This window comes from Stenotrophomonas indicatrix (genome assembly GCF_002750975.1).
GTDB lineage: Bacteria > Pseudomonadota > Gammaproteobacteria > Xanthomonadales > Xanthomonadaceae > Stenotrophomonas > Stenotrophomonas indicatrix.
The window spans coordinates 110,067-131,025 of sequence record NZ_PEJS01000001.1 but is presented as its reverse complement, the minus strand read 5'-3'; the positions used below and the strand labels follow the sequence as shown (position 1 = coordinate 131,025).

Sequence of the window (20,959 nt, the reverse complement as noted above, 5' to 3'; positions counted from 1 at the left end):
TGGTTGGCAGTTTTTCGCCATCCACACGTGGCGTGGATCTACTGCCTGCGCATACCAGCCACGACCAACGTCGCCGCTGCCGCAAACCCGGCTGCGACCCAGAGATTGGCGCGCAGCCCGATGCCATCCAGCAGCAGCCCCCCACCCCACGCGCCCAGCGCGATGCCGATGTTGAACACGCCCACGTAAAGCGCCGTAGCGATCTCCACGGCCTTGGGGGCCGCCGTCATCATCCACGTCATCAACCCCACCGATACCCCGCCATAGGCCAGGCCCCACAACAGCAACACCACCGCGCCACTGGCCGGCGTGCCGCCGGTCCACAGGAACAACAGCGGTGTCAGCAGCAACCCCAGCGCAATGGCCAGCAGCAACCCGCGCGGACGTCGCGCCGCCAGCAGGCCAACGATGAAGTTGCCGACGATGCCGGCCATGCCATAGGCAAACAGCAGGCCTCCGATCCACGCCGCATCGATGTTCGCCAGCGTGGTCAGCAGCGGCCGCACGTAGGTGAACGCGATGAAGTGCCCCGCCACCAGCAGCAGGGTCAGCAGCAGCCCCTGCTGCAGGCTGCGGTTGCCGAGCTGCTGCACGAACTGGCGCGCGCGCACCGAGCCGTCCACCGGCAACGCTGGCACCACCCACAGGTGCAACAGCAGGACGGCTGCACTGAACGCAGCCATCACCACGAAGGCCCAACGCCATCCCAGCGCCTCGCCAATCAGTGCACCCAGCGGCACGCCCAGCACCGAGGCCGCGGCTACGCCACCGAAGATGATCGAGGTGGCCAGGCCGATGCGCGCTGACGGCACCAGGCGCGCCGCCAGTCCGCCGGCGATGGCCCATATGCCGCCCATGCAGAAGCCCACCAGCACGCGCGCGGCCAGCAACCCTCCGATGCTTGGCGCCAGTGCCGAGGCGACGTTGGCCACCAGCAGCAGGCCGAGCAACGCGCACAGGATGCGGCGACGATCAATGCCACCGGCTGCGATCACCACCAGCGGTGCGAACAGCGCCGCCAGCAGTGCCGGCAAGGAGATCATCAGACCGGCGGTGCCTACGGATGCGCCGAGGCTGTCGGCGATGGGGGTCAGCAGGCCGACCGGCAGCATTTCGGTGGTGACCACGGAGAAGGTAGCGAGGCCGACGGCGGAGGTGGCCCACCACGGATGGCGAGGCACAGGCGACGCTTGCGCGGGCGATGAAGTACTCACGGGACCATCCCAGCAGAGGAGGTGGACGAAGCAGAAGTGCGTAGCGCACCTTGCGCGAGCAGGGCGATCAGCAGCACGACGCTGCCTGCCACCAACGCGACGACGAAGCCGCTGCGCACACCACCGGCATCAACGCTCTGTCCGGACAACGCGGCACCCAGTGCCACGCCGATGTTCAGGCCAGCCAGCAACCAGGTCATGCCCTCGGTGAGGCGCCATTCGGGCACGCGCTGTTCCACCAGCGACATCGCCACGATCATCGTCGGCGCGAAGGACAGCCCAGCCAGCAGCACCACAATGGCCAATGCAGGAAGGGTGCCCACCGACAGCAGCGGCAATGTGGTCAACGCGGTTGCTCCTGCGCCCAGCAGCAACAGGCGCTGCAACGGCACCTGCAGCTTCAGCGCACCAAACAGAAGCCCTGCCACGCAGCTGCCAAGTGCGTACGCCGACAGCACCGCGCTGGCTGCCAGTGGCTGCCCTCGCTGTTCGGCAAAGGCCACGCTGGTGATGTCGACCGTGCCGACAACCACACCCATCGCCAGCATCAGCAATGCGAGCAGGCAGATCTCCGGTTGCCGCAGCAATGAGCGCGAAGGTGCGCCGCCCTCGCAGGCCTGCAGCGGCGGTTCGGTGCCACGCTGCAGCACCAGTAGCGTCACGCCGACGACCAGCAGCAGGGCGGCAGCCAGCACGCCGGCCTGCGGCCATATAGCCACCGACAGCCCGACCGACAACGGCGGCCCGGCGATGAAGGTGACCTCATCGAACACCGTCTCCAGCGAATAGGCCGTCTGCAGTTGCGGGCGACCGCGGTGAATCGCGGTCCAGCGCGCCCGCACCATCGCAGACACGCTGGGCATGCAGCCGGCCAGGATCGCCGCGGCGAACAAGGTCCAGTACGGCGCCCGCAGCAGCGTGCATGCCAGCAGGAGCAACAGGCCTGTAGCGCTGGCTGCGGTGGCCCACGGCAGAACCCTGCGCTGCCCATGGCGGTCGACCCAACGCGACACCTGCGGCGACAGCAATGCATAGGTCAGCACGAAGGTGGCCGACACCGCACCGGCCAGCGCATAACTGCCGCGCAGCTGCGACAGCAAGGTGATGAAGCCGATGCCGGTCATCGGCAGGGGCAGGCGTGCCAGCAGCCCGGCCAGGGCAAGGCCGGTGGTGCCTGGGGCTGCGAACAGGTCGCGATACGGGGTGGCCATCGAAATCTCCAGGGCAGACTTGTCTGGCGCACGCGGCGCCACGACAATACATACAGAACGTATGAATATGAGACTACATTCATACGCTCCGTATGTAAATAATCATGCACGTCGTATGTAAGGAGATCCCGATGGTCCGTCGCACCCGCGCCGAGATGGAAGAAACGCGCGCCAATCTGCTGGCCACCGCCCGTCGCGTGTTCAGCGAACAGGGCTATGCCGCCGCCTCGATGGACGACCTGACAGCCCAGGCTGGGCTGACCCGCGGCGCGCTGTATCACCATTTCGGCGACAAGAAGGGTCTGCTGGCGGCGGTGGTCGTCCAGCTTGACGATGAGATGGACGCGCGCCTGCAGGCGATCAGCGATGGTACCGCCGACACCTGGGACGGCTTCGTGCGGCGCTGTAGTGCCTACCTGGAGATGGCGCTGGAACCAGAGATCCAGCGCATCGTGCTGCGCGATGCACGTGCGGTGCTCGGTGGCGCATCGCCGGAATCGCAGCGGAACTGCGTGCACTCGATGCAACGCCTGATCGAACAGTTGATCGCGCAAGGCCTGGTCGCGCCGGTGGACGCGCAGGCGCTGGCATCGCTGATCTACGGCAGCCTGGCCGAGGCCGCGTTCTGGATAGCCGAAGGTGAAGATGGCGATGCGCGCCTTCGCCAAGCAACGGCGGCACTGGAGATGCTGTTGCGTGGGCTGAAGTCGACCACGTAAAGCCAATCCACGCATGGCGTGGATCTACCGTGTGCCATCCGCGAATGGCGTGGACGAGGCTGGGCGCCAAAGCGTGCGGTCCCAGGTCCACATCCACCACAGCCGGCCAGCGTGCCGAAGGTCGGCGTTTACCGGGGCAATGCCGGCCACTCGCGCAACGATTCCACCGGCACACCCACGCGGGCGCAGGCGCGGCTCGCCAGGCCGTCGGGCAGCGCGCGGCGGAACAGCGGCGCCATGCCCTGCATCAGCTTCGCCGAAGCTGCGGCCTGCGCACGCTGGCGCGTGCTGCGCTCGAGCATGCCCTCGGCCCAGTCCGGCAGCAGCGCGGCACCGGCACCGAGGAAGATCTCGCGCGACAGGCCGGGCACCGGCACCGGCAGGCGCACGCCGGACAGCACCTGCAGCACTTCGCGGGAGCGTTCGTCCACCACCAGCTCCGGCTGCCGTGCACAGAAATACGCATCCACTTCCGCTGCACTGCGTGGTACGTCCACCGCGCCCAGCGCTTCGGCCACGCAGCGGTACTCGTCGTAATAGCGGTCGGCGATCGCGGCAGGCACCTCGCGCCCGTAGCGGCGATAGCCCTGCAGGAAGCCGTAGGCCTCGGTCACGTGCACCCACGTCAGCAGGTGCGGATCATCGGCGGCATACGGCTCACCCTGCGCGGTATGCCCGCGGACCTGCGCGTGGATGCACCGCACCTTGGCCACCAGCGCTTCCACCTCGCGCGCCGGCGCGTAGCTGGTGCCGGCCACGAAGGCAGTGGTACGGCGCAGGCGGCCGACCAGGTCCTGGCGGAAATTGGAATGATCGTAGACACCGGCCAGCGCGCGCGGATGCAGCGTCTGCAGCATCAACGCACACAGACCGCCGGCCAGCATCGAGGGCAGCTCTGCGTGCATCCGCCAGGTCACGCTGTCCGGCCCGAACCAGCCGGGATCGCCCAGTGGATGGTCGTAGTCGATGCCGCTCTGGCCACGCGGAAACGCATCCAGGACCCAGCGCCGGATCGGCGCGGTGACGGGGCGGGAAAGACGGTGCAGCAACGGCGGCATCACGGGTCCAGATCGGCGGAGGGACGGACCACGTCCTGCGCGGTCCACCCCGATTCTGGTCGATCACGACCGGCACAGCGAGCCCATCCGCTCAGCGTCGGTTTCATGTGCGCGCGCAGCACATTTCACCCTGCGACATCTTGTCGCAGGCCACGCGAGCAATGCTGCGTCGCAACAATATTCACCTGTTCAGACAGAACCCTTGTGCCGCGTGGCCTTGAGGCCATTGCACCGCTCGCTGGAAGTGCTAGAACTGAACCCGCCACACCGTCCACTGCAGATCGCCGCACGTTCCACAAGGAGCCAGCCATGATTGCTTTGTTCAAGGGTTTGGGATTACTGCTTCGCGACAACGAGCTCTACAGCAGCCCGTTCGAAAAACAGGTCGCGCACTGGCGCAGCCTCAGCGAACAGCAGATCCGCGATGAAGTGGCGGTGCTGGCCCAGGCCAAGTGCCAATGGCTGATCACTTCGATCGTCGGATGGCAGGCGGCTTCGCTGCTGATCCTCGGCCTGATCACCAATTACCTGTGGCGCGACGATTACCACATCACCTTCACCCGCGTGGTCGTGGTGTTCGGCTCGTGGATCTCGATCCTGTTCGTGATCTGGTTCATGGCCAACATGTTCGACCGCACAGCGGGCTTCGAACGCTGGATGAAGGCCTTCAACAGCCGCGCGCGCATCACCTCCAAGGCCGACAGCGTCGAGCACGTGGCCGAAGCGCTGGACCTGGCTGAACACTATCCGGAAGTGCTGGACTACAAGCAGGCGGTCACCGCCAAGCGCGAGCTGCGCCATGAGGACATCCGCATCATGACCGAGATCGGGCGCATGAAGCAGCACTCCGAACTGGTGGGTCGCCTGAATCATGTCGGTGAAACCGAACACCATCACGACATGACGCTGCAGCCGGCTTACTGAGCCGAACGCAATCCGGGGGGAGCCACAATGCCACCGTGCTCAGTCACGGTGGCATTGTTCTTTCTGCACGTCGCTGACGCACTGGCGGAAGTCCTTCGGCAGGCCACTGACCTGCTCGGTCTTGCCTGCGGCCACCGCGAACCGGCGCAGCGGCGGCGTCGCGCAAGCGGGGTCGGTGCTGCAGCCCGGCGCCAGCACCAGGTAATGGCATTGGCCACTGCTGCTGGCGATGCATTCGAAACGCGCCACGCCATCGACCACCGTGCTCTTGCTGTACAGCGTGTCCACGCCATTGGCATTGGTGCGGGTGATCGACGTGTTGCTGGACTTTTCGCAGCCGGCGATGGCCAGCACGGCGACACCTACAAGCAGGATACGGCGCATGTTCGTTCCTCGGTGGATGGCAATGGCTGCGGCTACATGCCGCGGAACAGGCTCATGAACGGCTGGCTGACCACCAGGGTTTCGGCACGCTGGCGCAGGCGCAGCACGCCACGGCCGGTATCGTCGCGGCTGACGGCTGCCACCGCCTTCATGTTGACGATGGTGGAGCGATGTACCTGGCGGAAGTGCAGCGGATCGAGCACTTCCAGCAGCTCGCGCAGTGGTGTGCGCAGCAGGCTTTCGCCGGCGGCAGTGACCACCGTGGTGTACTTGTTGTCAGCGCGGAAATAGATCACATCGTCGAGCATGATCAGCTGCGTATCGCGGCCATTGCTGGCGGTGATCCAGGCCAAGGGCGGCCGGTCGTTGGCGGCCGGGCCTGCACCCAGGCGCTGCAGCAGGCGCTCCAGCACCGCATCGTCCTGGCGCGTGGATGGCAGCCGCGAAAGAATGCGGTCGCGCGTGGCCAGCAGCCGTTCGTCACTGACCGGCTTGAGCAGGTAATCCATCGCGCCCTGCTCGAAGGCATCGATGGCGTACTGGTCGTAGGCGGTGACGAACACCACCTGCGTGCGCGGGCTCAGTTCGGCCAATGACCGCGCCACTTCGATGCCGCTGATGCCGGGCATGCGGATGTCGAGGAAGGCGATGTCCGGCTGCTTCTCGGCCAGCTGTTCCAGCGCACTGGCACCGTCCTCGCATTCGGCCACCAGCTTCAGCTCCGGCCACAGCCGCCCGAGCTGCTCGACCAGCGAGTGCCGCAGCAGCTCCTCGTCTTCGGCGATCAGCGCTTCAAGCGGCATGGCTGGGCTCCTTGGCCGACTGCGGCAGGGTCATGGTAGCGGCTACACCACTGGGGAAATTGGCCACGATTGCCACTCCGGCCTGCTCGCCGCAGGTCAGCCGCAGGCGCTCGCGCAGGTTCTTCAGGCCGATGCCGGTGCCGCTGGTGCCCTGTCCGAAACCGAGCCCATCGTCGGCGACCGTCACGGTGACATGGTCATCGAAACCACGCGCGAGGATCCAGATCGTGCCGCCGCCGGGCTTGGGCTCCAGGCCGTGCTTGATCGCATTCTCGACCAGGGTCTGCAGCGCCATCGCCGGCATCTTCACTTCGTGCAGCTCGGTGGGCACCTGCACTTCCACCGCCAGCCGTGCGCCCATGCGGATACGCAGGATTTCCAGATAGGCGCGGGTGCGTTCCAGCTCCACGCCCAGCGTGGAAACCGATTCGTCCACCTGCGGCAGCGAACTGCGCAGGTACTGGATCAGGTGGCCGAGCATCTGCTCGGCGCGCGCCGGGTCGGTGCGGGTCAGCACCTGTGCATTGGCCAGCGAGTTGTACAGGAAGTGCGGCTCGACCTGCGCGTGCAGCAGGTTCAAGCGCGCGACCGACAGTTCCTTTTCCACCTGGGTCTGTTCGGCAGCGGCCTGCTCGTCGCGGCGCTGGTCAGCCACGCGGCGGCTGATCGCTCGGGTCACCGCTTCGGCGTTCTCATAGTTGCTGCCTTCATCCAGTGCCAGCAGATCGGCCCACCAGCCGGCGTCCGGTTCGAACAGCAGGGTCACCGTGCTGGTGCCCTGCCCCGGCGTTACCGTGGCCAGCACGCTGTTGCGTTTGATCGCCAGCCGCGCCGGCAGGTTCCAGCGCGACGGTTGCCGGCCGTTCCACAGATCGACGCGCCGCACATAGGCACGCACCTGCAGACTGCCGGCAGAGCTCTCCACCTCTTCCACCCGCGGCAGTTCGCCGACGGCAGCCTCGACCACTGCGAAGGCCTGGCCGGCATCCATCGGCAGTTCGATCTGCCGGCGCTGGCGGCCCGACAACGTGGCGCCATCGAGGCGACCGGCCACCAGCCAGACCCGGCGCACGTGGGTGATCGCGCTGCCCAGCGCGGAGATCATCAGGAACATCACCAGCAGCCCGAACACCCAGCCAGGGCCGTCGTTCATGCCGCTGAAGATGCCACTCCAGACCATGCCGGCAACGAACAGCGCCGCGGCCCAGGCCAGCAGATGACGGATGATGAGGGAGAAGCTGGCGATCACGGCGGCGCCTTGGTGGAAGGGGTGAGCCGAGCATAGAGCGGCCCTTCGGGCAAACAAGCGATGTGCGACGAAGACCGGGAAAGGGTGGATGGAACCGGTTCTGGTAGTGCCGGCCGCTGGCCGGCTCCCCATCGCTTCCGGAAGCATCACCGGGTTGCCGGCCAGCGGCCGGCACTACCAGACATCACACGATTGCCGGCCAGCGGCCGGCAACCGGGGAGGCGCCGGGTGAGCCCGGCGCATTCCCTTATCTGCGCTGGTCGGCGCTGGCGTCACGCACGGCGCGGAACGCCTCGTCCTTGCTCCAGTTCGGCCAGCTGCGCGAGTTGGCCAACTGGTTGCCCAGGGTGTACAGCACTTCCAGGTCGCGGGCGGCGCCAGCGAACACCCAGTCCGGCTGCCACTCGTCGCCCTGCTGGTGGTACCGCTTGGCGGTGTAGTCCTCGGACGCCTTCTTGCCCGCCGCGACGCCACCGTCCACCCAGTCCTGCCCTGCCGACCAGGACAGCGCGGGCACGCCACGCTTGGCGAACGGGAAGTGGTCGGAGCGGAAGAACAGGCCGGCCTCCGGCTTCGGGTCCGGCGTGTAGCGGATGTCCCAGCCCTTGGCCACGTCCTTCAACTGGTCCAGCAGCTCGAAGCGCGCCGCGCCGTAGATGCCGAAATCGCGCGACGGGCCAAACGGCGCCATGCCGTCCATGTTGATCATCGCCACGGTCTTTTCCAGCGGGTACAGCGGGTGCGTTGCGTAGTACTCCGAACCCAGCAGGCCCTTCTCCTCGGCGGTTACCGCCAGGAACACGACCGAACGCTGCGGACGCGGTGCCTTGGCGAAGCCACGCGCCAGTTCGATCAGCGAGGCGGTGCCGCTGGCGTTGTCCAGCGCGCCGTTGAAGATGCGGTCGCCGCGTGCGTCGGGCTCGCCCACGCCGATGTGGTCCCAGTGCGCGCTGTAGATGAGGGTCTCGTCCGGATGCGTGCTGCCTTCCAGGCGCGCGGCCACGTTGTGCGAGGTGATCACTTCGGTCTTCACCGCGTACTTCGCATCCAGGCTGGCGCCGGTCAGCGGCACCGGGGTGAAGTCGCGCTGCTGCGCCTTCTTCTTCAGCGCCTCGAAATCCTGCCCGGCCGAGCGGAACAGTTCGACCGCCAGATCGCGCTGGATCCAGCCTTCCAGCAGCGGATGGCTGTCAGCCGGATTGTCGCGCACCACGTCGAACATGGTGTTGGTGTTGGAGCCGGCCACCGTGGCCCAGCCATACGACGCCGGGGCGGTCTCATGCACGATCAGCACGCCGAGTGCGCCCTGGCGTGCGCCTTCTTCGTACTTGTACGGCCAACGGCCATACCAGGTCATGCCCTTGCCGTCGAAGTCGCCCTTGCCGGTTTCGAAGTCCGGGTCGTTGATCAGCACGACGGCGATCTTGCCCTTCAGGTCCACGCCCTTGAAGTCGTCCCAGTTGCGCTCCGGCGCCTTTACGCCATAGCCAAGGAACACCAGCGGTGCCTTGCTGATATCCACGTTGGTGGCGCCGTTCATGGCTGCACGCACGGCGATCTGCTTGCCCTGCTCCAGCGCGATGGTCTTGCCGCCCTGCTGCAGCGACAGCTGCGGGGTGCCGACGATGTCGCCCTTGCGCAGCGGCACGGCCTGGGTCCACAGGCGCTTGCCGTCCTTCAGGTCGCCGCCGGGCTGCAGGCCGGCGTCGGCGAACTGCTTGCTGAGGAAGGCGATGGTCTTCTGTTCGCCGGCGGTGGCCGGGGAGCGGCCTTCGTAGGCGTCGGAGGCCAGTTCCTTGACGTCGGCGGAGATCCGCGCGCCATCGAATTTCGGGGTGGCCGCCATCAGTGCGCTCGACACCGACAGGGCCAGCACGCCCAGTACTACTCGCTTCATTGCTCTCTCCAGCAGGGAAATCGTTCTGGAGTGTAAGGGGTAAGAGGTTCGGCAGGGCTGCGCCCTGCACCCGGCAGCCGCGGTAGTGCCGGCCGCTGGCCGGCAACCTCAACAGCAACAGCAGAAGCTGCATTCCGTGGGATGGCGCTGAGCGTCCGGCTGCGGGGGAGGCCGTAAACCCATCCTTGGGGGCTTGGCCGCGGCATCCATGCAGCGGACACCCCCGCAACCAGACCCTCCCCGCCTTGGACAGATTTCTGCGATCTGTCGGAACGGCGTTCTGTGATGCTGTTGGTAGGTATCGACCTTGGTCGACACGCAACAAGAAGGGGTCAGATCCCTTTCCCGGTGGGAAAGAGCTCTGACCCCATCTGTGCATTACCGAGGTGTCTTACCAGTTCGGGTCTTCGGCCGGGGCGGCGGCGGGCTTGGGCTTGGGCTTGCTGGCCGGGCGCGCTGCGGCGGCCGGGGCGGCCGATGCGGTTGCGCCGGCGGCGGCCTTGGGCTTGCTGCCCAGCTTCTGGCGCAGTTCGATCTGGCCGGGGCGGAAACCACCGCGCATCGCGTCGACGCCCTCTTCCAGGGTGCCGTAGGACGTCTGCGCGGCAACGCGGTCGATGCGGATGGTGCAGCACGGATGCTCGCTGCGGCCGAGCGAACGGCCGGTCTGCGGGTCCTTCAGCTCTTCGCCCAGGCGCACGGCCTGCCAGCGCTGGCCGACCTGCACGGTGTCACCGCCCTGGCTCAGCACCACCTGGTCGCCATCGACGGACACCACCGACACCGGGAACAGCGTGGTGACGATCGTGCTGCCGATCTGCCCGGACAGCGAGTCCATCATCGAGGCGGCCATGCTGCGGCCATTGACCACGCGCGGCAGCGTGCTGGGGCCGGTCGAGGCCAACTGATGGTCGAAGCTGTCGGACATCACCACCTGGCCGGTGGTGGCGTTGACCAGGCGCAGGGTGATGCGGCCGCCACCGGAATACGAGGTCACCTGGCGATCGGACATGCGCAGGTTGCGCACGCTGCGCGGGTACTCGAACCGCTCGATGGTCGGAATCAGGATCAGGTCGGTCGCCAGCTGCTGGCCAACGCGCGCGGTGTCCTGCAGGCGCACGTTGCCACTGTTGATGTGGTCGATCTCGGCCTGCAGTTCGTCGCCGAACTCGCGGTCCAGCACGATGAAGCGCTGGGTCTGGGTAAGCGTGTCGGACAGCCGCGCGCGGATCGCCTGGGCGACCTCGTCGGCGTTCACCCGGCCATCGCCAACGGCATAGCTGCCCGACTTGGTGCGCGGCAGAGCCACCACGATCTTCGGCTTGCCTTCTTCGTCCGGTGCGCGGTACTGGGCAATCTGCGCGCGGACACGCACCTTCCAGTAGCTGCGCATGCTGCGCCGGGTGACATCCGAATCGAAGGAGCTGGCACCGCGCTTGGCGTCTACCTTGACCTGTTCTTCGTAGTTTTCCTTGACGCTGGCCGACGCCGAGCCGCCCTTGGCGGAGGCTTCGCCGGAAGCGCTGGCCGAGGCCGACCCCTTGAAGCTCCAGCCTTCGTCGCTGGCGCGCACGCGGGCGATGGTTTCTTCGTCGAGCTGGCTCACTTCATCCTGCGAGAGGATTTCATAGCCCAGCACCGCGCCCTGCGAGCCGGCAATCATCTGCTGGGAGAACGCGTCGGCGCGGATATCGCCGACGTGTTCACCGTCCACGTCCACATGCAGGCCTGCGCGCAGGCTCTGCATCTGGCTGGCCACGCGTACGCCGTTGACCTGGGCCACGGCCGACTGCAATGCCGCCAGCACCGCCAGTTCCCGGGTGCTGCCGATACCGTCGGCTTCACGCGCGACCTGGGTGGTGCCGCCGAAATCCGGCGTGCCACGCAGGGGCGCTTCCTGCACCGGCGCATTGCTGGCCAGCGCACTGGCAGCCTTGTCCTTGGCCGGAGCGGTTTCTGCCGGTGCATCCTGCTTGCCGCAGGCTGCCAGCAGGGCCGCTGCCAGGCCCAGGCCGATCAATCGAGTCGTCGTACGCATGCGGAGCTGCCTCGTATCAGAGCGAATCCAGCATCGAATCGGCGTTGGACGGCACCTTCACCTTGCTCTTCTTGGCGAAGGTCACAGCCGACTTGGTCGAGCCGTACAGGCCCTTGATGAAGCCCGGCGATTCCTTGGCAACCCAGGCACCGGCGGCCAGCTTGCGGCCAACGGTGGCCATCTGGGTGGCGCCCAGGTTCTTCATGCCGGCCGCAAAGCCGCTGGCTTCGCCGCTCAGCTTCTGTGCTTCGGCAGCCGAGGCCAGCAGCGAGACCAGGCCTTCGGCGTAGTGCTGCTTGGATTCAGCGTTCAGTTCCGGCTGTGCGGCCTGGCGCTCGTCGATGGCGGCCTGGGCGGCTTCGCTGACCGACACCGACTTCTTCATCGCATCGACGTTCACCGAACCAGACGACAGCGCCTGGCGCTCGGCTTCCAGCAGCTGCACCTGCTCGGCCAGGCCGAAGGCACGGGCGAAGGAGGTCTGTGCCTGCAGCGAGTGCGACTGCGAGCTGACGAAACGACGGACCAGCGCTTCCTGCGCGGCTTCGTCCGGGGCGGCAGCGCTGGCGCTGCTGCTGGAGCTGCCGGTGGCGCCGCCGGCCAGGTCCTTCAGCTTGCCGAACTGGGCGTGGGCCGGCATCGACAGGGTGGCGGCCGCGATGGCCACGACGAGAGCGGTATTACGGATCATGGAAGAGTCCTTTGGGAGAGACGGCCGCAATGCGGCGCGCGGGATCGGGGATAGCAGCGGGTGGGTGCCGAGCACGCTCGGCACCCACCAGAGCCGGTAGCGCCGGGCCATGCCCGGCGATCGCAGCGGTAACGTCAGCGGACCGCCTTGACGTTCAGTTCGTTGATCATCTGCTGGGCGGCCTTTTCGGCAGCCAGCTGCAGTGCATTGGTGCGGGCGACCGTTTCGTTCGGGCCGGTACCGGAGAACTGCACCGGGCCCACCGACGACACGGTGCGCGGGAAGCGACCGGTCACGTCCAGCACCTTGCCGGTGACAGTGACGAACACGCGGGTGTTGCCGCTGGCCGGATCACGGTCGCGCATGCCGACGTCGAGGGTACCGACAGCGATGTACGGGATGTTCGCCGCACGGATGCCGTTGGCGGTATCGCGCAGGGTGGCCGCGGAGAGATCGTTGCCGGTGCTGAAGTCCTTGCGGATGCGCTCGATGCTGAGCAGGCCGCGCGACTCGCCTTCCACGTATTCGGCTTCAACCACTTCGTAGCCGGCGGCGCTGAAGGCACCGGTCATGGCCGTGTTGACTTCGGCGGCGTTGGCCACCTTCCAGCTGATGTTGTCGCTGCGGGCGGTGGTGCTGCCGCCGCTGGTGACCGACACCGAGCCGTTCTGGTTGATGCTGCCGTTGGTGCTGACCGAGTTGCCGCGGAAGCTGTCGCCCTCACGGGTGTTCTCGCTGTAGCTGCTGCTGGCGTCGACGCGGCGGTATTCCTTGTCCTGGAACGACTGCACGGTGTCCTGCGAGCGCGCCATGAACAGGAAGGTCAGCAGCGAACGCTGTGCGGCGGTGGCACCGGCCACGGCCGAACCGGCGTCCAGCTTGGTCTGCAGCAGGGTGGTGTTGATTTCGGCGCGGACGGTGACGCTGTAGGTCTTGGCCTTCTTGTCTTCGTTGTCCGACAGCTGCACGGCGCTGAGCACGTAGCGGTCGATTTCACCGAGGAACTCGGCGCGACGCGATTCGAACAGGCGCAGCTTGGCCGCACCGGATTCGGCGATGTACGCCTCCAGTGCATTGGCCTTGGCCTTGTTCAGGGCCTGCGCACGGGTATCGGCACTCAGGCGCAGGCTGTAGCTGGCCGAACCGGTACCGCGCGAGCTGGCGGTCTGCGCGGCGACCGGCGAGGCCACCGCCAGGGCGATGAGGATGAGCAGGATGGTACGCATCAACGACATGATTTGATCAACTCCTGGAGGGCTTGGGTCTGTTGCTGCAGCGGGCGTCCGCCGGGCTTCTGCTCGTCCAGCCAGGCGCGCGAATCGGCGCGCTTGGCGGCGGCGCCGGCGAAGGCATCGAAGCCGGCCAGCAGGGTTTCGTAGCTGGCCGACCACTGGTCGACCTGCCACTGCGTGACCGGCACCACCTTGGTGGCGCCCTTGCGCAGTGGTTGTTCGAAGTACACCTTGCCGGAGAACGGCTCGGTGACCTTGGCGGTGAAGAACGCGCCGAACAGCATCGTCTTCATCGCCGGCGTTTCACTGATGACGCCGTTCTTCAGCGCATCCACCTGCAGGCTGATGACGTAGTCGGCCTCGGGAATCTTCAGCTGGTAGACCTTGCCGTCGGCAAAGCGCGCGGCCATGGCACCGCCGATCGCCTGGCCCGAGGCCGGCGGCAGCAGGCCGACACCGGTATTGGACGACAGCGTCTTGGACAGCTCATGGGCCAGCGTGGCGCGCAGCGGCCCGGCCCACTTCGGGTCGGGCAGCTTGGCCAGCGTGGCGTCGGACAAGGTCACCGCACCCACCTGCAGGCGACGCGTGGCCGCTTCAGGCAGCTTGGCCTGGGCCAGGGTGGTGGCCAGCACCTGCGACAGGCTGGTATCGGCACCGCCGTACAGCAGATCGGCGACGATCGCATCGATATCGTCGCTGTCCGGGCGGTACTCCTGCACGTCGATGCGCTGCAGGGTAAGCGGATAGGAGGCGATCACCTGGCGCTCGCGGAAATCGAAGAACAGCGCCTGCAGTGCCACTTCCACCAGCACCTTGTACTGGTCGCCGATCGGTTCGACCGATACCAGCTCGCGGTCCAGCGCAGCGGCCAGCACCACGGCGCTGGTGGTGCCGTCGAGCATCGCCACCGGCTGGTCGATCAGTTCCAGGTTGGCCGGTGCGCGGCGCTTGAGCGCCTGTGCCAGGGTCTGGTTGAGCGGAATCAGGCCACGTTTTTCCAGCACGGCATGCGCATGCGGGGTGGTCGCCTGTACGGCGGCGGCGTCAGCGGTATAGGCAAAGCCGGCCCAGTAGGCCTGCTGCGATTTGTCTGCGGCCTGGCTGGCCAACGGCCATACGGCCAGGCACAGGGCATAGGCAAGCAGGCGCGCAAAAGCGCGCGGTGCGCTCTTCGTCCTTGAAAACATCCAACCGCTCCTCGGTCACGACACACGAATGACAGGCGCGAACACGCCCGCTGGGCGCGAAACATAGCCGCTCCGGGGCAAACCGACAAGTGCTGACCTTGTCGGCTTCAATTTTCCTGCGGCAGGCCGGCCCGTTGCCGCAGCAGGGTCCGCTCTGCCTGGTTCTGGCTCAACGCCGCTGCCGAGGCGAATGCGTCACGCGCGTCCTGCTCCCGCCCCAGCTGCTGCAGCAGTTCGCCCCGCACCACCATCAGCGGTGCGTAGCCCTGCAGGCGTGGCTCATCCAGCAGCGGCTGCAACAGTGCCCATGCCGCGAACGCGCCTTCGCTGCGCGACACCGCCACCACCCGGTTCAATGCCACCACCGGCGATGGCATTACCTGCAGCAGCTGCGCATACAGCGCAGCGATGCGTGCCCAGTCGGTGTCTTCGGCACGCCGCGCACTGGCATGGCAGAAAGCGATCCGCGCCTGCAGCACATAGGGGTCATCGCCGCCACCCGCCGACACCGCACGCGCCAGTGCCTGCTGGCCGCGTTCGATCTGCAGCCAATCCCAGCGTGCCCGGTTCTGCTGGTCCAGCAGGATCGGCGCACCCTGCGCATCCACCCGTGCCGCCGCGCGCGAAGCCTGCAGTTCCATCAGCGCCAACAGACCCAGTACCGGCGGCACCGGCATGCGATGGGCGAGGATGCGCGCCAGCCGCAGCGCCTCGGCGCACAGCGCCGGTCGCATCCAGTCGTCGCCTGCACTGGCTGCATAGCCTTCGTTGAACACCAGGTAGATCGCCTCCAGCACCGAGGCCAGTCGCTCCGGCAATGCATCGGCACGCGGCACTTCGTAGGGGATCTGCTTCTGCGCCAACGTGCGCTTGGCACGCACGATGCGCTGGGCGATGGTCGGCTCCGGCTGCAGGAACGCGCGGGCGATCTCGGTCGTGGTCAGCCCGCCCAGCAGGCGCAGGCTCAGCGCTACCCGCGCGTCGGCAGGCAGGACTGGATGGCAGGCCACGAACATCAGCCGCAGCAGGTCATCGCCGATGTCGTCTTCCAGCGCCTGGCTGTCGTCCGGCGAGGGCAATGCGGCCGGATGCAGTTCCTCTCCCCATTGCGCATGCTGCTGCGCCACCCGACGGTGCTGGCGCAGCACATCGATGGCACGGTTGCGCGCGGTGGTCATCAGCCAGGCTCCAGGATTGTCCGGGATGCCCTGCACCGGCCAACGCTCCAGCGCGGCCAGCCAGGTGTCCTGGGCCAGCTCTTCGGCACGACCGACATCGCCGCCGAGCAGGCGCGCCAGGCGCGCGATCAACACTGGCGATTCCATCCGCCAGAGGGTGTCCAGGCGCTGGCTCAGGGCGGGCTCGTGCATGCGCCGATCACAGCATGCGGGCCCGGCCCGCACAAGCGCCGGCGTTCACGCTTCCACGATCGGCTTGAAGCCGCCCCAGAACATGCGCTTGGTATCGAACGGCATGTCCTTCGGGCCGATATGCGCCAGCCGCGGGTCGGCCATCACCTTCTTGTTGATGCGGTCGCGCGCGGCACGCGTGCGGAACACCACGAAGGCCACGATCACCGTTTCGCCCGGCTTGAGCTTCACCGCCTGCGGGAATGAGGTCGATTTGCCGGGTTGCACGTCATCGGCCACGCATTCCATGTACTGCAGCGCGCCATGGTCCTTCCACACTGCGCCGGCCTGGCGGGCAAGGCGGCGATAGGCCGCCACCTTGTCCTGCGGGCACGGCAATACGTAAGCATCCACGTAAGCCATCGGGATTCTCCCTGCGGCGGCCGCTCAGCCCGGCTCGCCGTCCATGTGTGCGATTTCCCAGAGATGCCCATCCAGGTCCTGGAAGCCGCGCTGGTACATGAAGCCGTAGTCGCGCGCCGGCTGCGGTTCGCTGGCACCGGCGGCCAGCGCCTTGTCCACCATGGCGTCCACCGCCTTGCGGCTGTCAGCCGACAGGCAGGTGATCACCTCGGTCTGCGCATGCGCATCGGCGATGCACTTGGTGGTGAACTGCTGGAAGAACGGCTTGACCAGCAGCATCACGAAGATGCTCTCGCTGACCACCATGCAGGCGGCGTTCTCGTCGGTGAAGGCCGGGTTGAAGCTGTAGCCCAACGCGGCGAAGAACGCCTTGGCTTTTTCCAGATCCTGCACGGGCAGGTTGACGAAGATCATCTGCGGTTGCGGTGTACTCATCGGTGCGGTTCCCTGCGATGGATGGAGAAAAGGAAAATCAGGGCTGCTTCATGCAGTTGACCATCCACGGCTTGCCGTAGCGGTCGGTCAACATGCCCCAGCGGTGGGCCCAGAAGGTTTCGGCGATCGGCATCTGCACCTGGCCACCCTCGGCCAGCGCCGCGAAAACGCGCTCGGCTTCTTCGATGCTGTCCACGTCGACGTTGATGGTGGTCGAACCGCCCTCGCCGCCGCCGGGACCATCGGCTGCCATCAGGATCGCCGCGCCGATCTCCAGCTGGCTGTGGGCCACATGGTCGAGGGTGTCGGCCGGCATCTCATTGCAGCCCGGCGAGCCGTCGGACGGCGGCATGTCGCGGTACTTCATCTCCGACGTGACCTGGCCGCCAAGCGCCTTGGCGTAGAACGCCATTGCGTCGTGGGCCTGGCCGCTGAAGCCGAGGAAGGGAATCAGTTTCATGGGAATGCTCCGTAGGATGGGATGAATGCGCGGCCGTGCTCAGGCACGGTCGAGCTGCTCACGCAGACGCTGTTCCTGCTGCTGTAATTCAGGGGTGAAGGCTTCACCGAAGTCTTCGGCCGAGATCAGCGGGCGCAGTTCGAGGGCACCGCCCGCGCCGAAGGGCGCACGGCTGGCCCATTCGGTGGCCTCGTCCAGCGAGCGCACCTCCCACAGCCAGAACCCAGCGATCTGCTCGCCAGCCGGGCCGAACGGGCCGGTCTCGACCTGCGGCGCGCCGCTGCCGAAATGAATGCGGCGGCCACGCTGGGTGGCATGCAGGCCTTCCCCGGCGAGCATGATGCCGGCGGCCACCAGTTGTTCGTTGTAGGCGCCCATGGCGGCCAGTTCCTGTTCGCTGGGCATGCGCCCGGCTTCGGAATCGGCGTTGGCTTTGACGATCACCATCACTTTCATTGCGGTCTCCGCTGGGCTGCGGGTGCGTGCCCTTCCCTCTTACAACGAACCAGGGGCGCGAGGATCGACACCGTCGTGCGAATTATTTTTCCTGCGGAGAGCGCGCCTTCGGCGGGGATCGGCGAACGGCGGGGCCCCTCCGTGGTGGGGGTGGTTTGTCGTGAAGAGCTGCATCTCTGTGGGTTGGCCGGGCGGGTGGGCTGCGCAGGGGACGCCGTGAATACGTCCCTGTAGGCTCGGGCGCGCCATCCATGGCGCTTACGCCCCTGCGCAACCCACCCGCCCGGCCACGGACAGATTCCTGCCTCCGATCCACCACGGGAAGATCAGGAAAAAAAGGCAGAAGCAACAGCAAAGGCGGTTGGCTGGCGGCCTCGGCTTTGCGAGCGAAGCGACCCGCTTTTTGCCTTTGTTTGTGATTTTCCGTGGTGGACGCCGCAGGAAACTGTCCAGGGCCGGGTGGGTAGGCGGGGCGGGGGTGTCCGCGGCATGGATGCCGCGGCCAAGCCCCCAGGGATGGGTTCACGGCGTCCCCCGACCCGCCTACCCACCCGGCCAATCCCATGGCTCATGCTTGTGCTTGTGCTTCCACCACGGAGGGGCCCCGCCGTTCGCCGATCCCCGCCGAAGGCGCGCTTCCCGCTCTGCCTTTCGCAGTGCAGCATGCCCCCGCGCAAACCTGCGCGATCATGGTCCCCCGCCGCCGCCAGGACTCCGCCATGCAGCAGTACCTGCTTCTGATCTACATTGACCCGTCACTGCTGCGCACACTGCCCATCGACGACTTCAATACGTTGATGCGCGACTGCCTCGCCCATGCCGACAAACTGCAGGCCGAAGGCACGTTGCTGGCCGCGCAGAAACTGCAGCCGATCGAATCGGCGCAGACCCTGCGCGTGCGCGATGGCCACAGCCGGGTACTCGATGGCCCCTTCGCCGAAACCCGCGAACTGCTGGCCGGCTTCAACCTGATCGTCGCCCGTGACCGCGATGAGGCCATGCGTATCGCCCAGGGCTTCCCGTGGGCCCGCTTCGGCAGCATCGAGGTGCGGCCGCTGGAAGACATGGACGCCGAGCGCGAACGCTGCGGCGCCCCGGCCGCGGCTATGGCAGCAGCCGTACCCTGATGTCGCGCGGGCCCACGCCTTCGTTGCCGCTGTAGTCGCGCGCACTGGCACGCACGATGTACTCGCCCGGCGGCAACGCCGCCGGCTGCCAGCGCCCGGTTTCCATCAGCCCATCGCGCACGGTGTTGGTCACCAGATAACGGAAGCGGGTGACCGCGCTACCATGCACGGTGATGCCGCTGTCGGGTGCGTAAGCCACTTTCACCGCCTGCTTCTGCGGTGGCATGCGGTTGAAGACGATGTTCCAGCGCGGCTGCTCGTAGCCCTGCAGTGGCTGCCCGGCGGCATCGAGGATCTGGTAGCCCACCTGGTACGGCCCCAGCCGACGACGCGGCAGGTTGTTGTCCACCTGGTCCCAGGCCTCCACCACGATCTGCACGCCGCGTCCCTGCCGGGCCAGCATCACCACGCCATCGCTGCCGGCGGCCAGTGGCTGGTCGTTATCGTCCAGCAGCGCCACATCGGTGATGCGCGGCGCGAAGTGGTCGGCATAGCCCTTGAACCCCAGCGCCACCGCATTAGTCTCGAAACCGCCATTGCCCACGGCCAGGTGCACGTGCGCCTGGTTGTTGATGCTGCCCAGGCGGTCGCCGACGTGGATGCGTGTACCACGGCGCACGCGGATCCGCTCCAGCGTGCCGTCTTCGGCGTACAGCGGCTGCCAGCGCGCGTCGAACGGTTCGCCGCGTGGCGTACGACCGACGCGCATGTGGATGTACTTCAACCGGTCCACGGCCAGGCCTTCGGCCTGTCCGCCCAGGCTCCAGGCGGCAATCGGGCTGCTGATCTTGCCCTCGGCGATCGCCAGTACGGTCTGGCCGACATCGCCGCGCACATCGAAGCCGCCGTGCAGGTGGTGGCGGCTCTCACCCTGGAAGGTGCCGCGCACCTCGCCGAGTGTGCCGACCACTTCGTGCCAGCCATCCTGCGGTGCCAGTGGCCAGCGTCCGCCACTGTCCGGCAGCGCCGCATCCGAGGCCGGGCCCACCAGCGCCGGTGCGGGCAGTTCACCCACCGGCAACGGGCGCAGGCGATGCAGGCGATAAGCCGCGGAATCGGCCACCAGCAGGGTGCCGTCGGCCTCTACCGCCAGACCGCTGGGGCGCGCCAGGCGTGGCAGGCGGTCATTGCCCAGCAGTGCCAGCTGATGTCCCTGCGGGGTCACCTGCACGATGCGTCCATCCAGGTCACCCACGTACAGCACGCCGTCATGCGTGGTGGCCAGTGACAGCGGGCCATTGATGACCTCCCCGCGGCCAACGACGGTGCTGACCATGCCATCGGTGCCGACGCGACGCACTGCGTTGTTGAACAGATCGGCCACCAGCAGTGCGCCGTGCGCATCGAAGGCCAGCGCCACCGGTGTATCGAAACGAGCGTCAGCGCCGACCGCATCGGCGAAGCCCGGGCGGTCGCCGCCGGCCAACGTACGCACGTTGCCATCGGTACCGATCACCCGGATGCGGTCATTCCAGGTATCAGCCACATAGACCTGTCCCTGCGCATCCACGGCGATGCCCATCGGCCCATCGAAGCGCGCCTGCGCGGCAGGACCATCGGCGAAGCCTTGCTGGCCACCGGCCAGCGTCGTCACCTGTCCATCGGTACTGACGCGCCGGATCGCATGATTGCCGGTGTCGGCCACATACAGGTTGCCCTGCGCATCGGCGGCAATACCCGAAGGCGTGTTGAAACTTGCCTGCAGGGCAGGCCCATCAACACGACCCTCGCCCTGCCCCGCTACCGTTTCAATACGGCCATCGGCCAGGCGGCGGCGAATACGGTTGTTGTCACCGGCATCGGTGAAGTAGACGCTGCCATCGGCACTGGCCAGCAGCGCGTAGGGGTCGGCAAAGCGTGCCTGCGCCGAGGCGCCATCGCGATTACCCGGATGACCGTCGCCGGCCAGCAGCTCGATCTGTGCGGTCCAGCCCAGCGGCGTGGCGGCCGGGCCGCTCGCTACTGTCGGGCCCGATGCCGGGAACTCCCACCAGGTTGCCGCCAGCGCCACCGCTGTTGCCACCACTACGCCTGCCGCCATCCAATGCCGCCGTGCCATCGTTCCTGTTCGCCTGCCAGACCGTGAAGAGGGTCAGACG

General features: G+C 67.1%; 20 protein-coding genes. 3 read left to right on the top strand and 17 right to left on the bottom strand.

Annotated elements, in window-relative coordinates; translation table 11 throughout:
- Window positions 1-38 precede the first annotated feature (38 nt).
- Both CR918_RS00620 and CR918_RS00615 read right to left on the bottom strand, forming a co-directional pair.
- Window positions 39-1,214, bottom strand: coding sequence for an MFS transporter (locus CR918_RS00620; protein ID WP_099841829.1), 1,176 nt, complete (start codon window positions 1,212-1,214; stop codon window positions 39-41).
- Complete coding sequence (locus CR918_RS00615) at window positions 1,211-2,425, bottom strand: MFS transporter (protein WP_099841828.1); 1,215 nt, start codon at window positions 2,423-2,425, stop codon at window positions 1,211-1,213. Before CR918_RS00615 ends, CR918_RS00620 begins: the two co-directional genes overlap by 4 nt.
- A gap of 131 nt (window positions 2,426-2,556) precedes the next feature.
- Here CR918_RS00615 and CR918_RS00610 point away from each other — a divergent pair, with 131 nt between their 5' ends.
- Complete coding sequence (locus tag CR918_RS00610) at window positions 2,557-3,144, top strand: TetR/AcrR family transcriptional regulator (protein ID WP_099841827.1); 588 nt, start codon at window positions 2,557-2,559, stop codon at window positions 3,142-3,144.
- A gap of 128 nt (window positions 3,145-3,272) precedes the next feature.
- Here CR918_RS00610 and CR918_RS00605 read toward each other — a convergent pair whose 3' ends face one another.
- Window positions 3,273-4,202, bottom strand: coding sequence for an oxygenase MpaB family protein (locus tag CR918_RS00605; protein ID WP_099841826.1), 930 nt, complete (start codon window positions 4,200-4,202; stop codon window positions 3,273-3,275).
- Window positions 4,203-4,511: 309 nt separating this feature from the next.
- Between CR918_RS00605 and CR918_RS00600 the strand changes: the two genes are divergently transcribed.
- Window positions 4,512-5,126, top strand: coding sequence for a hypothetical protein (locus tag CR918_RS00600; RefSeq protein ID WP_025878393.1), 615 nt, complete (start codon window positions 4,512-4,514; stop codon window positions 5,124-5,126).
- A gap of 39 nt (window positions 5,127-5,165) precedes the next feature.
- On the opposite strand, the gene CR918_RS00595 is transcribed toward CR918_RS00600, so the two are convergent.
- From CR918_RS00595 to CR918_RS00535, 13 genes are all read right to left on the bottom strand, one after another.
- A complete protein-coding gene (locus tag CR918_RS00595; protein ID WP_099841825.1) occupies window positions 5,166-5,510 on the bottom strand; it encodes a hypothetical protein in 345 nt (114 codons plus the stop codon).
- 32 nt (window positions 5,511-5,542) lie between these two features.
- Window positions 5,543-6,313, bottom strand: a complete 771-nt coding sequence (locus CR918_RS00590) for a LytR/AlgR family response regulator transcription factor (RefSeq protein ID WP_033830239.1) — start codon at window positions 6,311-6,313, stop codon at window positions 5,543-5,545.
- Window positions 6,303-7,562: a sensor histidine kinase gene (locus CR918_RS00585; protein ID WP_032977067.1), complete on the bottom strand. Its 1,260-nt coding sequence runs from the start codon at window positions 7,560-7,562 to the stop codon at window positions 6,303-6,305. Before CR918_RS00585 ends, CR918_RS00590 begins: the two co-directional genes overlap by 11 nt.
- A gap of 247 nt (window positions 7,563-7,809) precedes the next feature.
- Window positions 7,810-9,459, bottom strand: coding sequence for a M28 family metallopeptidase (locus CR918_RS00580; RefSeq protein WP_099841824.1), 1,650 nt, complete (start codon window positions 9,457-9,459; stop codon window positions 7,810-7,812).
- 391 nt (window positions 9,460-9,850) lie between these two features.
- Window positions 9,851-11,497 (bottom strand): CsgG/HfaB family protein, encoded by a 1,647-nt coding sequence (locus CR918_RS00575; RefSeq protein WP_099841823.1) that lies wholly within the window; start codon window positions 11,495-11,497, stop codon window positions 9,851-9,853.
- Between the two features lie 16 nt (window positions 11,498-11,513).
- Window positions 11,514-12,188, bottom strand: coding sequence for a hypothetical protein (locus tag CR918_RS00570; protein ID WP_025878387.1), 675 nt, complete (start codon window positions 12,186-12,188; stop codon window positions 11,514-11,516).
- Window positions 12,189-12,322: 134 nt separating this feature from the next.
- Window positions 12,323-13,423: a hypothetical protein gene (locus CR918_RS00565; protein ID WP_025878386.1), complete on the bottom strand. Its 1,101-nt coding sequence runs from the start codon at window positions 13,421-13,423 to the stop codon at window positions 12,323-12,325.
- A complete protein-coding gene (locus tag CR918_RS00560) occupies window positions 13,414-14,610 on the bottom strand; it encodes a hypothetical protein (RefSeq protein WP_025878385.1) in 1,197 nt (398 codons plus the stop codon). The genes CR918_RS00565 and CR918_RS00560 overlap by 10 nt, the downstream gene beginning before the upstream one ends.
- 107 nt (window positions 14,611-14,717) lie before the next feature.
- A complete protein-coding gene (locus tag CR918_RS00555; RefSeq protein ID WP_099841822.1) occupies window positions 14,718-15,980 on the bottom strand; it encodes an RNA polymerase sigma factor in 1,263 nt (420 codons plus the stop codon).
- A gap of 45 nt (window positions 15,981-16,025) precedes the next feature.
- The gene (locus CR918_RS00550) at window positions 16,026-16,382 is read right to left on the bottom strand and encodes a DUF1428 domain-containing protein (protein WP_025878383.1); all 357 of its coding nucleotides are present in this window, start codon (window positions 16,380-16,382) and stop codon (window positions 16,026-16,028) included.
- A 24-nt stretch (window positions 16,383-16,406) separates the two neighbouring features.
- A complete protein-coding gene (locus CR918_RS00545) occupies window positions 16,407-16,817 on the bottom strand; it encodes a VOC family protein (RefSeq protein WP_099841821.1) in 411 nt (136 codons plus the stop codon).
- A 37-nt stretch (window positions 16,818-16,854) separates the two neighbouring features.
- Window positions 16,855-17,277: a VOC family protein gene (locus tag CR918_RS00540; protein WP_025878381.1), complete on the bottom strand. Its 423-nt coding sequence runs from the start codon at window positions 17,275-17,277 to the stop codon at window positions 16,855-16,857.
- A 39-nt stretch (window positions 17,278-17,316) separates the two neighbouring features.
- Window positions 17,317-17,733: a YciI family protein gene (locus tag CR918_RS00535; RefSeq protein WP_099841820.1), complete on the bottom strand. Its 417-nt coding sequence runs from the start codon at window positions 17,731-17,733 to the stop codon at window positions 17,317-17,319.
- Between the two features lie 719 nt (window positions 17,734-18,452).
- On the opposite strand from CR918_RS00535, the gene CR918_RS00530 reads away from it, so the two are divergent.
- The gene (locus CR918_RS00530) at window positions 18,453-18,860 is read left to right on the top strand and encodes a YciI family protein (RefSeq protein ID WP_049464203.1); all 408 of its coding nucleotides are present in this window, start codon (window positions 18,453-18,455) and stop codon (window positions 18,858-18,860) included.
- Here the strand turns inward: CR918_RS00530 and CR918_RS00525 are convergent.
- Window positions 18,838-20,919: an SMP-30/gluconolactonase/LRE family protein gene (locus tag CR918_RS00525; protein ID WP_099782651.1), complete on the bottom strand. Its 2,082-nt coding sequence runs from the start codon at window positions 20,917-20,919 to the stop codon at window positions 18,838-18,840. The two genes, CR918_RS00530 and CR918_RS00525, sit on opposite strands and share 23 nt — an antisense overlap.
- Window positions 20,920-20,959 lie beyond the last annotated feature (40 nt).

Excerpts from the sequence above, each read along its gene's own strand:
- CR918_RS00580 (WP_099841824.1), bottom strand. The coding sequence starts at position 9,459 with ATGAAGCGAGTAGTACTGGGCGTGCTGGCCCTGTCGGTGTCGAGCGCA.
- CR918_RS00530 (WP_049464203.1), top strand. The coding sequence starts at position 18,453 with ATGCAGCAGTACCTGCTTCTGATCTACATTGACCCGTCACTGCTGCGC.
- CR918_RS00540 (WP_025878381.1), bottom strand. The coding sequence starts at position 17,277 with ATGAAACTGATTCCCTTCCTCGGCTTCAGCGGCCAGGCCCACGACGCA.
- CR918_RS00565 (WP_025878386.1), bottom strand. The coding sequence starts at position 13,423 with ATGTCGTTGATGCGTACCATCCTGCTCATCCTCATCGCCCTGGCGGTG.
- CR918_RS00550 (WP_025878383.1), bottom strand. The coding sequence starts at position 16,382 with ATGGCTTACGTGGATGCTTACGTATTGCCGTGCCCGCAGGACAAGGTG.
- CR918_RS00570 (WP_025878387.1), bottom strand. The coding sequence starts at position 12,188 with ATGATCCGTAATACCGCTCTCGTCGTGGCCATCGCGGCCGCCACCCTG.
- CR918_RS00545 (WP_099841821.1), bottom strand. The coding sequence starts at position 16,817 with ATGAGTACACCGCAACCGCAGATGATCTTCGTCAACCTGCCCGTGCAG.
- CR918_RS00590 (WP_033830239.1), bottom strand. The coding sequence starts at position 6,313 with ATGCCGCTTGAAGCGCTGATCGCCGAAGACGAGGAGCTGCTGCGGCAC.
- CR918_RS00610 (WP_099841827.1), top strand. The coding sequence starts at position 2,557 with ATGGTCCGTCGCACCCGCGCCGAGATGGAAGAAACGCGCGCCAATCTG.
- CR918_RS00595 (WP_099841825.1), bottom strand. The coding sequence starts at position 5,510 with ATGCGCCGTATCCTGCTTGTAGGTGTCGCCGTGCTGGCCATCGCCGGC.
- CR918_RS00555 (WP_099841822.1), bottom strand. The coding sequence starts at position 15,980 with ATGCACGAGCCCGCCCTGAGCCAGCGCCTGGACACCCTCTGGCGGATG.
- CR918_RS00575 (WP_099841823.1), bottom strand. The coding sequence starts at position 11,497 with ATGCGTACGACGACTCGATTGATCGGCCTGGGCCTGGCAGCGGCCCTG.
- CR918_RS00525 (WP_099782651.1), bottom strand. The coding sequence starts at position 20,919 with ATGGCACGGCGGCATTGGATGGCGGCAGGCGTAGTGGTGGCAACAGCG.
- CR918_RS00535 (WP_099841820.1), bottom strand. The coding sequence starts at position 17,733 with ATGAAAGTGATGGTGATCGTCAAAGCCAACGCCGATTCCGAAGCCGGG.
- CR918_RS00600 (WP_025878393.1), top strand. The coding sequence starts at position 4,512 with ATGATTGCTTTGTTCAAGGGTTTGGGATTACTGCTTCGCGACAACGAG.
- CR918_RS00560 (WP_025878385.1), bottom strand. The coding sequence starts at position 14,610 with ATGTTTTCAAGGACGAAGAGCGCACCGCGCGCTTTTGCGCGCCTGCTT.
- CR918_RS00615 (WP_099841828.1), bottom strand. The coding sequence starts at position 2,425 with ATGGCCACCCCGTATCGCGACCTGTTCGCAGCCCCAGGCACCACCGGC.
- CR918_RS00605 (WP_099841826.1), bottom strand. The coding sequence starts at position 4,202 with ATGCCGCCGTTGCTGCACCGTCTTTCCCGCCCCGTCACCGCGCCGATC.